Annotated in this window: 13 protein-coding genes and 2 pseudogenes; 14 read left to right on the top strand and 1 reads right to left on the bottom strand. The window is 64.2% G+C overall.

What is annotated here, in order from left to right:
- From CVM52_RS09405 to CVM52_RS09350, 12 genes and pseudogenes are all read left to right on the top strand, one after another.
- Positions 1-433, top strand: a 433-nt coding sequence (locus tag CVM52_RS09405) for a (2Fe-2S)-binding protein (RefSeq protein WP_205964920.1), incomplete at its 5' end; no start/stop codon positions are given.
- Positions 430-924 (top strand): PPC domain-containing DNA-binding protein, encoded by a 495-nt coding sequence (locus tag CVM52_RS09400; RefSeq protein ID WP_100162252.1) that lies wholly within the window; start codon positions 430-432, stop codon positions 922-924. The genes CVM52_RS09405 and CVM52_RS09400, both read left to right, overlap by 4 nt.
- A 66-nt stretch (positions 925-990) precedes the next feature.
- Positions 991-1,563 carry an ECF transporter S component gene (locus CVM52_RS09395; protein ID WP_100162251.1) on the top strand — a complete coding sequence of 191 codons (573 nt, stop codon included), beginning with the start codon at positions 991-993 and terminating at the stop codon, positions 1,561-1,563.
- Positions 1,564-1,566: 3 nt separating this feature from the next.
- Positions 1,567-2,358 (top strand): energy-coupling factor transporter transmembrane component T family protein, encoded by a 792-nt coding sequence (locus tag CVM52_RS09390; protein WP_100162250.1) that lies wholly within the window; start codon positions 1,567-1,569, stop codon positions 2,356-2,358.
- Positions 2,349-3,197, top strand: a complete 849-nt coding sequence (locus CVM52_RS09385; protein ID WP_172720963.1) for an energy-coupling factor ABC transporter ATP-binding protein — start codon at positions 2,349-2,351, stop codon at positions 3,195-3,197. Before CVM52_RS09390 ends, CVM52_RS09385 begins: the two co-directional genes overlap by 10 nt.
- Positions 3,194-4,012 (top strand): energy-coupling factor ABC transporter ATP-binding protein, encoded by an 819-nt coding sequence (locus CVM52_RS09380; RefSeq protein ID WP_100162248.1) that lies wholly within the window; start codon positions 3,194-3,196, stop codon positions 4,010-4,012. Before CVM52_RS09385 ends, CVM52_RS09380 begins: the two co-directional genes overlap by 4 nt.
- Positions 4,013-4,975 carry a nucleoside hydrolase gene (locus tag CVM52_RS09375; RefSeq protein ID WP_100162247.1) on the top strand — a complete coding sequence of 321 codons (963 nt, stop codon included), beginning with the start codon at positions 4,013-4,015 and terminating at the stop codon, positions 4,973-4,975.
- A 12-nt stretch (positions 4,976-4,987) separates the two neighbouring features.
- Positions 4,988-6,127 carry a pyridoxal phosphate-dependent aminotransferase gene (locus CVM52_RS09370; protein ID WP_100162246.1) on the top strand — a complete coding sequence of 380 codons (1,140 nt, stop codon included), beginning with the start codon at positions 4,988-4,990 and terminating at the stop codon, positions 6,125-6,127.
- A gap of 12 nt (positions 6,128-6,139) precedes the next feature.
- Positions 6,140-7,018, top strand: a complete 879-nt coding sequence (locus CVM52_RS09365; protein WP_100162245.1) for an alpha/beta fold hydrolase — start codon at positions 6,140-6,142, stop codon at positions 7,016-7,018.
- On the top strand, positions 7,015-8,265 hold the full coding sequence (locus CVM52_RS09360) for a Zn-dependent hydrolase (RefSeq protein ID WP_100162244.1): 1,251 nt from the start codon (positions 7,015-7,017) through the stop codon (positions 8,263-8,265). Before CVM52_RS09365 ends, CVM52_RS09360 begins: the two co-directional genes overlap by 4 nt.
- A 587-nt stretch (positions 8,266-8,852) precedes the next feature.
- Positions 8,853-9,827, top strand: coding sequence for an endonuclease/exonuclease/phosphatase family protein (locus CVM52_RS09355; RefSeq protein WP_172720962.1), 975 nt, complete (start codon positions 8,853-8,855; stop codon positions 9,825-9,827).
- Positions 9,828-9,972: 145 nt separating this feature from the next.
- Positions 9,973-10,447, top strand: a pseudogene (locus CVM52_RS09350) (IS5/IS1182 family transposase); the annotation flags it as partial.
- Here the strand turns inward: CVM52_RS09350 and CVM52_RS09345 are convergent.
- Positions 10,433-10,722: pseudogene (locus CVM52_RS09345) on the bottom strand (DDE-type integrase/transposase/recombinase); the annotation flags it as partial. The pseudogenes CVM52_RS09350 and CVM52_RS09345 overlap by 15 nt on opposite strands.
- A 211-nt stretch (positions 10,723-10,933) precedes the next feature.
- Between CVM52_RS09345 and CVM52_RS09340 the strand changes: the two are divergent.
- Positions 10,934-12,226: an amidohydrolase family protein gene (locus tag CVM52_RS09340; protein ID WP_100162241.1), complete on the top strand. Its 1,293-nt coding sequence runs from the start codon at positions 10,934-10,936 to the stop codon at positions 12,224-12,226.
- Between the two features lie 179 nt (positions 12,227-12,405).
- On the top strand, positions 12,406-13,398 hold the full coding sequence (locus CVM52_RS09335; RefSeq protein WP_100162240.1) for a BMP family protein: 993 nt from the start codon (positions 12,406-12,408) through the stop codon (positions 13,396-13,398).
- Positions 13,399-13,414 lie beyond the last annotated feature (16 nt).

Below are 13,414 nucleotides of genomic sequence, written 5' to 3'. Positions count from 1 at the left end.
TGCCGGGGCGGCGGCGGCGCGGGCGCTGGGGTTCGCTGGGCCTCGGTTGGACGCCGAGAAAGCCGCGCTGAAAAAGGCCCGCGCCTTCGCCGCGGCGCTTGCGCGGATCTACCCACCGCCGCAGACCCTGCCCGTTGCCCCGCCGGACGACACGCTGATCTGCCGTTGCGAGGATGTGCGCGCCGGGGATATCCGCGCCGCCATCGCTGAGGGCGCGCATGAGAACTTTGCCGTCAAGACTTGGACCCGCGCGGGCATGGGCCCGTGCCAGGGCCGTATCTGTGGCGCTGGGATCGCCGCGGCTCTGGCCGAGGCGGGCGTGCCTGCGGACCGCGCCTCCTACAACCGTGCCCACCTGCCTCTGCGCCCGGTGCCGCTGCCGCTGATGCGGGCGGCCATGGAGCGGCAGGCCGAACTGGAGACCATGACATGACCTCGCCCGTTGCCACTCCGATCCATAGCCGTGGCCGTCACGTTGCGCTGCGGCTCAAGCCTGGCGAAGAGGTGCTTGGCACACTTCAGGACTTCGTCGTGCGCCATGACATCGCGGCCTGCACCATCGTGTCGTCGGTCGGTTCGCTCACCCACGCGGCGATCCGATATGCCAACCGTGACGAGACCACGCATCTGGAAGGGCATTTCGAGATCTGCTCGCTGATCGGCACGCTGGAGTGCGCCGCACCGGGCGAGGCACTAAACGGCGCCGAGGCAACCGCGAAGGGCGGCGCTCATGTGCACCTGTCGATCTCGGACGGTGAAGGACGCGTGATCGGCGGCCACATGATGCGCGGCTGCCGTGTCTACACGACGCTGGAAATCGTGCTCCTGGTGATGGACGAACTGACCTTCACCCGCGAGCCCTGCGATGCCTCGGGCTATTCCGAGCTTGTCATCCGCGCAGCCCCCGCGCGGCACGACCAATAAGACCGCCAGAAGGGCAGCAAAACTCAAGAAACCAAGAAGCTTTTTAACAACAGGGACCAAGGACAGATGAAACTCGATACCAAATCTCTCGTACTGATGGCTGTGGCCATCGTCATCAACGTGGTGGTCGGCCAGATCGCCGTGTGGATCAAGCTGCCGCTCTATGTCGACGCCGTCGGCACCGTGCTTGTCGGCATCCTCGCCGGGCCATTCGCAGGTGCGCTGACCGGCGTGCTGACCAACCTGATCTGGGGCCTGATTTCGGACCCGGTGGCGGCCGCGTTCTTCCCGGTGTCGCTGGTGATCGGCGGGCTTGCGGGCATCCTCGCGCGCATGGGCTGGTTCAAGTCCATCGGAATGACAATCGCGTCTGGCGTGGTGATCGGCGTGATCTCGACCATCGTGGCAGTGCCGATCATCGTCTACATGTTCGGCGGCGTTACCGGCGCGGGAACCGACTTTGCCACCGCCTACCTGCTGGCTGTCGGGCAGGAGCTTGTTCAGTCGGTCGCAATCGCGAACCTCGTGCAGAACCTTGCGGACAAGATTCTCACCTGCCTCATCGCCTGGCTAATCGTGAAGCGCCTGCCAATGCGCTTCACCTCGGGCTTCGCCTTCTACGGCTACTCGAAGGTCTGAGTCATGGCCGCCAAAGGACCTGGCGGCGCGGATCACGCGCTGCTCTATGTTCCGGGCCGGAGCTTTCTGCACCGGCTCAACCCGCTCACCAAGCTTACTCTCGTGCTGTGGTGCGCAGTGGCGGCTTTCGCGCTGCCACCGCAGGGCGCGATCCCGCTGGCGCTCGTCGCCACTGTGGTCGGTATCTTTGCGGGTGCGGGCAAGGTCTTTGCACGGCGGCTGTTCATCACTCTGGCGCCGCTGTCGCTGGCGCTGTTCGTGGTCCACGGCATGCTCGTGGACCACGCCGGAGAGCGCACGGCGGTCTTCGGCCTGGAGCTCAGCCGCGACGGGCTGGCCTACATGGTGCGCATTCTCGGGCGGATCGCCGCGCTGCTGACCGGCTCGCTCCTGTTCGTCTGCACGACCCATCCGGCCCGCCTCCTAAAGGCGCTGGATTCCCATCATTTTCCTCCGGGCATGGCCTATGTCATCGCCAGCCCGCTCCTGCTTCTCGAACCGTTCACCCAGCGCGCCCGCGCGATCCGCGAGGCGCAGATGGCGCGCGGGCTCGATCTTCAAGGCAGCTTCTTTACTCGCGCGCGTGCCTTTCCGGCGCTGCTGATGCCGCTGGTGACGCTGGCGCTAGCGGACATTGACCACCGGGCGCAGGTGCTTGACGGGCGCGGCTTTCGTGCCATGCCGCACCGCACCGTGCTGGATGCCCCGCAGGACAGTGGCGCCCAGCGGGCGGCCCGCTGGGTCATACTTCTTTCCATTCCCGTGCTGATCGCCGGAGGTCTCCTGTGGCACTGATCGACGTTGAACATCTGAGTTTTGCCTATGACGCCGTGCCGGTGCTTGACGACGTGACGCTTTCGGTCGCACCGGGCGAAAAGCTCGCCATTCTTGGCGGCAACGGCTCGGGGAAAACCACGCTGGCCCAGTGGATTGCCGGCTGGCTACCGCGCGGCACCTTCAAGGCCTCGCAGGGCAGCGTGACCATCGAGGGCCGCTCCTGGGCCGAACTCGATGCCGCCACCCGCGCTGGCGCGGCACAGTTCGTGGGCCAGGTGCCGATGCAGCAACTCTCGGGTTTCGCCTTTACCGTCCGCGACGAGATTGCCTTTGGCGCTGGCAACCTCGGCCTTCCGGAACCCGAGATCCGTGAACGCGTCCAGACGGCCACCGCCATGTGCAACCTTGGACATCTGGCGGATCGCGACCCGTTCTCGCTGTCCGGCGGCGAACAGCAGCGCCTGTCCATCGCCGCGGCGATGGCGATGCGACCGCGCGCGCTGGTGCTCGATGAACCAACGGGAAACTTCGATCCGGAATCCCGCGATGCGCTGCTGGCTCAGATGGCGAAGCTGCCCGAAGAGTTGGCCATCGTCTGGTGCGACGTCACGCTTGGCGCGGCCATGGCGGTCGCCGAGCGGTTCGTGCTGCTGGACGCGGGGCGCATCGCCTATGACGGCGACGCCACCGGGCTGCTGACCCACCCCCGCACCGAACAGATCTTCGGCTTGCCGGCGGTGGCCGAGGCGGCGCTGCTGCTTCAAGCGCAGGAGCTCTGGCCCGAGGGGACCCCGATCAGCGCGGACCCGCTCAAGGTGGCGCAGGTGCTGCGCCCGATGCTGGCGGCTGCCCCATGACCCCTATCCTGACGCTTGATGCGGTGCGCTTCGGCTATGATCCCGAGAAGCCGGTGCTGCGGGATATCGCCTTTTCGATACATCCCGGCGAGGTGGTTGCCGTGGTGGGCCGCAACGGTGCCGGCAAGTCCACCATGCTGCGTCTGCTGAACGGGTTGCTGCGCCCCGACGCGGGCAGCGTGCGCACGGCGGGCAAGGACGCGGCCAAGCTCAAGGTCAGCGAGATCGCCGCCCATGTAGGCACAGTGTTCCAGGCGCCGGAACAACAAATCTTCAATGCCACCGTGCAGACCGAGATCGCCTTCGGTCCAGCCCAGCAGTGCCTTTCGTCCGAGGAGCAGCAGGCACGCATTGACGATGCGGTCGCGCGCACCGGTCTGGGCGAGGTGCTGGAGATGCATCCGCTCGATCTCGACGCGGCGATGCGGCGCTTTGTTGCGGTGGCTTCTGTCATCGCCTGCCGTCCTGACCTGATGCTGTTCGACGAAGCGCAGCGCGGGCTGGATGCGACGCGGCGCAGCCTGCTGGGCGGGATCATCGCCGAGGAAAAGGCAGCGGGCCGCGCGATCGTCCTGGTTTGCCACGACATGGATTTCGTTGCCGCCCATGCGGACAGGGTGCTGGGGCTCGCCGAGGGTCGGCTGGTCGTCGACGCGCCCGTTGCCGAGTTCTTCTCCGATGCCGCCGCAACCCGCGCAGTTTCGGTCGAGCAGCCGGGCATCGTGACGCTGTCGCAGGCGCTGGATCTTCCGGTTGCACTGCAGGCGCCGGACCTGGTGCTGGCGCTACGCAAAAGACTGAAAGGAGGGGCCTGAATGCGGCTCATCATCGACACCGACACGGCGGGGGACGACGCGTTCTCGATCCTGCTAGCGCTGAAGGCGCCGCACGTCACGCTCGAAGCCATTACCATCTGCAACGGCAACGTGCCGTTCGACCAGCAGGCGGAAAACGCGCTGTACACGCTGGAGGTCGCCGGCGCTGGGGGTACCGTTCCGCTCTATAAGGGCTGCCCGCGGCCGATGCTGCGCAAGCCGGTGGATGCCACCGAGTTCTTTGGCGCCGACGGCATGAGCGACGCGAACTTCCCGAAGGCCAAACAGCGCCCCGAGGAGGGCCATGCGGTCGAATTCCTGATCGACACGATCATGTCGAACCCCGGCGAGATCGAGATCCTCGCGCAGGCCCCGCTCACCAATATTGCGACCGCCTACGTCAAGGAGCCACGCATCGCCGAGAACCTCAAGCACCTGTGGGTGATGGGAGGGCTCGACAATTCGCTGGGCAACACCACACCCGCTTCCGAGTTCAATTTCTACGTCGATCCCGAGGCCGCCAAAATCGTCGTCAACGCAGGTTTCGATCTGACGCTGTCCACATGGACGCTGACCATGAACAGCGGCGTGCTGCCGGACGACAAGCTGCGGGTAATTGAAGGGATGGACACGCCGCTGTCACGCTTCTTCATGGCGATCAGCGAGGCGCCGTTCAAGCGCACGGAAATGCGCTATGGCCGTCCGCTGTCTACTCACCCCGACAGCCTGACCTGCGCCTGCGCGATCGACCACGCGGTGATGTTGGAAACCGCCGACTGCCTTGTCGACGTCGAGACGCAGGGCGAACTGACCCGCGCGTATTCCTCGATTTGCACGCCACTCACCGCCGAAGAGGCGAAAATCGACTTTCTCTGGCCTGCGGCCTCGGCGAACGCCCGGGTGATCCGAAAGGCCGACACCAACCGCTTTTCCGACATGCTGATTGCAGCCTTGGCGGACTAAAAGGACCATAACATGATACAGGATTCAGACGCCGAGATCCGGAACCGGTATTTCGACACGCTGTTTGCGGACGAAAAGCTGATCTGGATGGGGCAGAACACCAACCACATCCCCACCCATCCTGCGGTGACGCAGGCGATGACCGCATCCATCGCCAAGGGAGAATTCAACGCCTATGCGCCGCCCCTGGGATTCGAGTCGCTTCGCGCCGCCATCGTCGAAGACCTTGGCGTGACGGGCCGCGCGCTGGTGGCTGAAGGTGGCGTCAACGCGCTCGCCACTCTGGTGCGCACGAAAGTGCGCGCGGGCGATACGTTCGTAACCTCCGACCCAAGTTGGAAATGGCCCGGCCTTTTTGCCACGCAACAGGGCGCCGAGGTGATCGAGCTGCCGATTTTCGGCCCCGAGACGGGCTATAAGCTTACCCCCGGGGTATTGGCCGCCAACGTCGATGAGCGCTGCGCATTGATCTACCTGGTGGACCCGAACAACCCTCTTGGCACCACCTACCGCGCGGACGAGCTGGCGCAGTTTATCGAGATCGCCAAATCCGTAGGTGCGCTGCTGGTGCATGACTGCACCTACCGGGACTATGCGCCGGATCACGTGCCCGCCCTGCGCATCGACCCGGTCAACGCGGTCTGCTCGGTGAGCTTCTCCAAGTGGCTCGGCCTGGCGGGGATGCGCGTCGGCGCGCTGGTGGGTTCGCCCGAACTGATCGACGAATGCGCGGGCTTTTCCAGCTCGATCCTCGGAGCCGGGGTTGTGGCGCAGCGGGGCGCCGAGGCGGGCCTCAGGGTCAAGCCCGAGTGGATGCAGACCGTCCGCGCCATCAATACCGGCAACCAGCAGTTGATCCGCGAAGCGGTGGCCGCGGCCGATGGCCTCGAGCTGCTGGTTTGGCCGAGCTTTGCCAACTTCCTCTGTATCGGCACCGAAGCCGCCGGGATCACCCCCGAGCAGCTGGTCGAGGCTTACCGGCAGGAGGGGGTGATGATCCGGCAGGGCAAATATCACACCGCACAGTTCGGCGGAGGCTTCATCAAGGTCTCGACCACCGTGCCCGAGCCCTGGGCGCGCCGCTTCTGCGATCTGCTGCCCGAGATGATGAATAAGGCGCGCGGTCTCACCGACGTGCCCGCGCTGTTCTGAAGGACGACCGACATGTACATCACCACGAAAGACGGCGTGAAGCTTTATGTCGAGGAGGCGGGGCAGGGCACGCCGATCCTGTTCATCCACGAGTTCGGCGGCAACTACGATGCCTGGGAGCCGCAGATGCGCCGTTTCGCCCGCCGCCATCGTTGTATCACCTACGCGGCACGGGGCTACAAACCGTCCGGCATCCCCACCGACATCAAGCAGTATTCGCAGCGCATCGCCGTCGAGGACGCGCTGTCCGTGCTCGACGCGCTAGGTATCGAGAAGGCGCATATCGTCGGGCTTTCGATGGGCGGGTTTGCCGCCGCCCATTTCGGCCTGATCGCGCCGGAGCGGGCGCTGTCGCTGACCATCGCAGGCACCGGCTATGGCGCCGAGAAGGAATTCGAAGAGTATTTCCGCGGCGTCTCGCTCTCGGTGGCCGAGAACTTCGAGCAGAAGGGCGCCAAGGAATTCTCCAAGATCTACGGTCTGGGCGCAAGTCGGGTGCAGTTCCAGAACAAGGACCCGCGCGGCTGGGCCGAGTTCTCGGAGCGGTTGTCGAACCACGACGATCTCGGCGCGGCATTGACCATGCGCGGTGTGCAGGCGCGGCGGCCGTCGCTCTACGACCTCGAGGCCGAGTTCGCCGCGATGGCGGTGCCGACGCTGGTGATGACCGGCGACGAGGACGACCACTGTATCCAGACCTCGGTCTACCTGAAGAAGACCATTCCCGCCTGCGGCCTCGCCATCTTACCCAAAACCGGGCACACGCTGAACCTTGAAGAGCCAGAGCTCTTCAACCAACTGCTGGCCGAGTTCCTCGCACAGGTCGAGGCAGGGGCTTGGGACAGGCGCGACCCGCGCGCCGACCCGGGCCAAGTGATGCGCACCACATGAGCGTGAAGATAGATGGCGACCGGCTCTGGTCGCGGCTTATGCAAATGGCCCGGATCGGAGGCTTTGGCGAAGGTGGCGTCAATCGGCAGGCGCTCTCGGACGACGAGCATGCAGCCTGGGCACAGATGATCGCGTGGGGCGACGAGATCGGGTTGGAACCGTCCACTGACGCCGCTGCCAACCTGTTCCTGACCCTGCCGGGGCAAGACCGTGATCTGCCGCCGCTGCTCGCCGGTTCGCATCTCGACAGCCAGCCGACCGGCGGGCGCTTCGACGGTGTCTTCGGCGTACTGGCCGCGCTCGAAGCTGTGACGGCAATGGCCGGTGCCGGGCACCGGCCCGTACGCGATGTTGTAGTGGTAGCGTGGATGAACGAGGAAGGCTCGCGCTTCGCACCCGGGATGATGGGCTCCGAGGTCTTTGCAGGCAATCGCAACATCGCCGATGTGCGCGCCACGAGCGACGCGGAGGGTATTCTCTGCGGTGACGAAATCGACCGCATTCACGCGGCCTTCCCCGCTCTGCGGACGCGGCGGGCTTTCCAGCCTCTCGCCTATGTCGAACCGCACATCGAACAGGGCCCCGAACTCGAGAGGTCGGGCCACGCCATCGGCGTGGTGAGCGGCATCCAGGGCAAGATCACGACCGAGGTCACGCTGACCGGGAGGGCGGGACATGCCGGCACAGAGCCGATGGCGACGCGACGCGATGCGGTGATGGCCTTTGCGCGGGTTGCATCGGCTTTGCAGGAGGGAGTCGGCAAGTTTGAGACTGACATCCGCTTTACCATCGGTCGCGTCGAGGTGACGCCCAACGCGCCGTCGGTGATCGCCAGCGAGGTACGCTTCCGCACCGATCTGCGCCACCCGCGCAACGATGTGCTCGACGCAGCGGCAGAGCGGCTGCACCGTATCGTGGAACAGGAGGCTTCCCCATGCACCGCGCGGATCGAAACGTTGGTGAACGCCCCGTCGAACGCCTTTGACCCGGTGCTGCAGGCCCGGATCGCGGAGGCGGCGGAGGCAAATGGGCACCGCTGCCGAAGCATCGCCTCGGCCGCGGGACATGACGCGCGCCATGTTGCCACCCTGTGCCCATCGGCGATGATCTTCATCCCCTGCAAGGAAGGTATCAGCCACGACCCGTCCGAAAGCGCCACGCGCGAAGACGTGATCGCAGGGGCAGAGGTCTTGCTCGACGTTCTCCTCGCCTCCGCGGAGGGTGTCCGGTCTCCTGTGTCTGACTAACCCGGTTCTTCGAGCGGATGCAGGGTGGCGATGGGCATTGTCACTCGGACAATCCGCTCGGCTCGGGGAGCGGCGAACGACAAGGAGAAAGACGAGAACGCAAAAGGATCTTGAACTCGGTCCTAAAAGCGGTGTGGCAGCGCAATGGCTGCACCGGAAGCCTGACCACGATTAACATGCTGCTGAGCGTCAGGAATCGACCCGCTGCGCAGCGAGACCGGCCGCGTGTGATCCCGCGGTAAGTTCCGCAGGATGCAATCACCTGGTCACGGTTAGTTTTGACATTCTCTTCGAATGGTTCACCTTGGGTCTATCTGTTCTAGCTTTTCATCTAAGCAGCTTGCGGAGACGGCCACCATGAAATCAGGAGCAGGCTACCATCTGGACCACGGCGCGGAAGGCGGAAGTGGTCCATGCGCTGACGCTGGAACGGCAAGTTGGCTCGCTGTCGAAGCGCGCAGTCGCGAACGTGTTGAGTGGAAATGCTGAGGGTCGCGTATACCACCGCGGTCCTGGCGCTAGTGGCTGCACTCGTCGTTGTTACTCTCCTGCCGCTTTCGGGTCTTCAGGAGTGGTGGATCCGGGCCATGGCCTTTCCCCGCCTCCAGATACTCGCGGCGGCTGGTTTCGTTGTCATCCTCTGCTTCTTCCTCGCACCGGTGCTGCGGACACCGATGCTGGTTACGGCGCTGGCCTGTTTTGGTTTCCAGGCATGGCAGGTTTTCCCATACACCCCGCTCGCGTCGAAGGAGATCCAACTGGCGCCAGCCTCCGACGATCAGTTGAGATTGATCGCCGCCAACGTGCTGATGGCAAACCGTGACCACGACGCGGTTCTGAGCCTGATCCGGCGCGAGTCACCGGACATCATTTTTTTGATGGAGACGGACCAGATCTGGGTCGACGCACTTGGGCCGGCCCTCGACGGGTACGAGACAGTCTTGGCCAAGCCGCAGGACAATCACTACGGCTTCGTTTTCGCCACCGGCCTGCCGGTGGTCGAGACGCATATTCTCGATCTCGGAGACGTGGACAAGCCGACACTCTATGCCGCGTTGAAGGACCGGCGGGACCGCAGCTTCCGCTTTGTCGGCTTTCACCCGGCGCCGCCGGTGCCGGGGCAGGATACGGACACCAGGGACGCAAAAACGGCCTACGCGGCGCGCTTTGCCCGTAAGTCCGGAGTTCCGGTTGTCATCATGGGGGACTTCAATCAGCCAGCCTGGTCGCATTTCGCCCAGAAGTTCAAGAAAATTGGGGGCTATCTCGATCCACGTGTCGGGCGCGGACCGCTGCCGAGTTTCGATGCCACGCACCCGATCCTCCGGTTGCCGATCGATCAGCTTTACCTCACGCCCGACATCGCGCTGGTCGATTACTCGCGCGGCGAGAAGATCGGTTCGGATCATTTTCCAATGCTCGCCACGGTTCGCATTGATCCGGCAGTCGCGGCGGAGTTCAATATTGATCCGCCAGAGCTGTCGCCGGAAGAAGCGGCCGAGGTGGAGCAAATGGTCGAGGCGTACGGCGCGACGCTCGAGCTGGATATTCGCGAACGGTAGCGCCGCTACGCGTTCACAGTCCCTGCAGCGCCGTAAAGTTAAGGGGCTGTGGCATTAACAGGCCGCTGAAAACTCTGGCCTCGACGCAATTCTCGGAACGTGAATTATCGCCACTACTGCTGGGACCGAGGTGGCGACGCGTGGATCGGGCATCCTCGCGCATCGCGAGGTCGCACCGCTGCTCTTGGACGAACTGTTCTCGTTCGATGCTACGCTGGCGAAGGCCTGAGTGTCGAGGAAGAGCTTCCAGCCGAAACAACCCGTGACGTCCGATGGAGATGTCGGCCCTGGTGATCCACCAGTTGGAAGAGTACCGCCAACATCCGCCCCTGACCATTCCACCGCCGAGCCCGCACCCATGACCCGCCCCACACGCCGCAACCGCAACTTCTAAGCCGATTTCCGCGTCGAGCGGCGGTCGAATGCGACCCACGCATCGATGACCGACCCTGACGCCCGATTGTTCAAGAAATCACCCGGCGCGGGCGCCATGTTGTGCTTCATGGGACAAGGCCTGATGGAGAACCGTTCCGGTCGGATCGTGCAGGCCGACGGCCACGCTGAACGCCTCGCTCCGCCGTCATTCGCCCGGGTCAACCCGGCGCCTGATCGTGGGCAGCAAGCAACCGTTGTGCCTGGCACGGCGCCTCGAACCGACCTGTGATCTGTTCCCGTTTCCGCGAGGGTCGATGTGACCCTCCGATTGGTGAGACCCTTGTGTGCGATGGCCAGCGCCAAGAGCGATGGCCTGGATCGGCTTGGTAAAATTTCGGAGCTTGTCGGTGATCACGACATTCGGATCGCCCAAGGCGGCAACCAGGCGAGCGAAGAAACGCTTTGCGGCTTTGGCGTTGCGGCGGGGCTGAATGAGAACGTCGAGAACGGCGCCGTTGGCAATGAGGTGGGAAACGTCATGACGCCCGGTTTTCCGAGCAGGGGAAGTGGTTCAACTTGGCAAAGCCCCTGCACCAACGTCCGCCGCAGTGCTTTCGGGCAAAAGTATTTCAAAGCGCAGGTTTTCCGCGACAAGCGCAATGGACCGGGATGACACTCTGTTGCCAGGGACATAGGGTTGCGCTGCCATCATCAAGACAGGACCCCCGCCCATGTTCGACCTCGTGATCAAGAATGCCACGCTGCCCGATGGTCGGACCGGCGTCGATGTCGCGGTACAGGACGAACGCATCGCCGCGGTTGAACCCGGCATCACCGCCGAGGCCGGGCAGACGATCGACGCGGACGGGCTGTTGTTGAGCCCGCCCTTTGTCGATCCGCATTTTCATATGGATGCGACCCTGTCACTTGGCCTGCCTCGGATGAATGTCTCGGGCACCTTGCTGGAAGGGATCGCCCTGTGGGGTGAATTGCGACCGACCCTGACGACCGAGGCGCTGATAGACCGGGCGCTCCGGTACTGCGATCTGGCGGTGTCGAAGGGGCTTCTGGCGGTGCGCAGTCACGTTGACGTTTCAGACCCTCGGCTGGTGACGGTCGAGGCGATGCTCGAGGTCAGGGACCGCGTTGCACCCTATCTCGACCTCCAACTCGTCGCCTTTCCGCAGGATGGGTACTACCGCAAAACGGGGGTTGAAGAGGCTTTGAGCCGGGCGCTCGATATGGGGGTCGAGATCGTCGGCGGTATCCCGCATTTCGAACGCACGATGGAAGATGGCGCGCGGTCCGTCGAAGCGCTGTGCCGGATCGCGGCGGACCGGGGTCTGATGGTCGACATGCATTGCGACGAGACCGACGATCCAATGTCGCGACATGTCGAGACGCTGGCCGCGCAGACGGTCCGTTTCGGGTTGCAGGGCAGGGTGGCCGGCTCGCATCTGACCTCGATGCACTCGATGGACAATTACTATGTCTCGAAACTGCTGCCCCTGATGGCCGAGGCGCAGATGGCCGCCATCCCGAACCCGCTGATCAACATGATGCTGCAAGGGCGGCACGATACATATCCCAAACGGCGCGGTCTGACCCGCATTCCCCAGATGATGGAAATGGGCATTCCCGTCGGTCTTGGACAGGACTGCGTGATGGATCCGTGGTATTCCATGGGCACCGGCGATCTGCTGGATGTGGCGCATATGGCGGTGCATGCGACGCAGTTGGGATCGATCGAGGACAAGCGCGCCATGTTCGACGCGGTCACGGTGAATTCGGCCCGGATCATGGGGCTCGAGGGCTATGGGCTCGACGTCGGCTGTCATGCCGACATGGTGCTGCTTCAGGCGCGTGACACGGCCGAAGCGATCCGGCTGCGCCCGAACCGGCTCAAGGTCATCCGGCGCGGCAAGGTGATTGCCGAAACCCCCGTCGAGCGCAGCAGGCTGAGCCTTCAGGGCCGTCCCGAAGTCCTGAACCCCGCCAGCTATGCCCCTAGGATTGCGGTTTGACCGTTTGGTCAGAAATTGCTTAATTAGATGGCAAGTGCGGTGGTTCGTTTGGCAGCTGACCGATGGGCGCGCTTGACAGAGGTCGCCGGCAACGGGCTCAATCTACAGGTGCTACATTCAGGGGCACCCAAGCCACGCCCGGTTCTGTCCCGGGCAGACAGGGACAAGGAATATCAGCGATGACACGACTTCTCATCAACCGCCGCCGTCTTCTGGGCACGGGCGCCGCCCTTGGCGCGACCACGCTTTTCGCGCCGTCCATTCTGAGGGCGCAAACGGCCCCTCTGAAGGTTGCGGGCATCCATGCCTCTCCGGTCGAGAACACCTGGAACTCGGTTCTGCACGCCGCGATGGTGGCGGCGAAAGAGGACGGATCGATCGAATATGTCTTCTCGGAAGGGGTCTCTGGAACCGACTACCCGCGCGTCATGCGCGAATATGCCGAGGCCGGACACACGCTGATCGTCGGCGAATCCTACGCGGTCGAGCGCGAGGCGCGGACCGTCGCGGGCGATTATCCCGACACCGCGTTCCTGATGGGGTCGTCGGGCGAAGCCGCGGGCGACAATTTCGGCGTCTTCGGCACTTGGAACTGGGAAGCGGCCTATCTTTGCGGCATGCTGGCGGGCGCGATGACCGAAACCGGCACGGTCGGCTCGGTCGGTGCGATTCCGATCCCCGAGGTCAACATGCTGATCAACGGCTTTGCCGATGGCGTGCGGGCGGTGAACCCGGATGTGAAACACCTGGTCAGCTTCATCGGGACCTTCTTCGACCCGCCCAAGGCCCGCGAAGCCGGTCTGGCGCAGATCGACAGCGGCGCGGATATCCTGTTTGGCGAAAGGATCGGCACGGCGGATGCCGCCAAGGAACGCGGGATCAAGGCAGTCGGGTCGATGATCGACTATACGCCGCGCTATCCTGACACGGTCTTTGCCAATGCGCTCTGGTCCTTCCGTCCCCTGTTGGACGCGGCCGTGGCCGATGCCAGTGCGGGCAATCCGACGGGCAAGAACTATACCCCGCTCAGCCTGATGAAAGACGGCGGCAACGATATCGCCTATGTCGAAGGGGTCGCTCCGGCCGACGCCGTGGCGAAGATGGAAGAGGTTCGCGCGGCGATCAAGGCGGGCGAGTTCGACGTGCCACGCAATTTCGACGAGCCTGCGTAAGACAAGGTGCAGCGCT

The sequence above is a fragment of the Pseudooceanicola lipolyticus genome, from assembly GCF_002786325.1.
GTDB classification, from domain to species: domain Bacteria; phylum Pseudomonadota; class Alphaproteobacteria; order Rhodobacterales; family Rhodobacteraceae; genus Pseudooceanicola_C; species Pseudooceanicola_C lipolyticus.
Note: the sequence above shows the minus strand (reverse complement) of the source record. Positions and strands in the feature narration are given on the sequence as shown.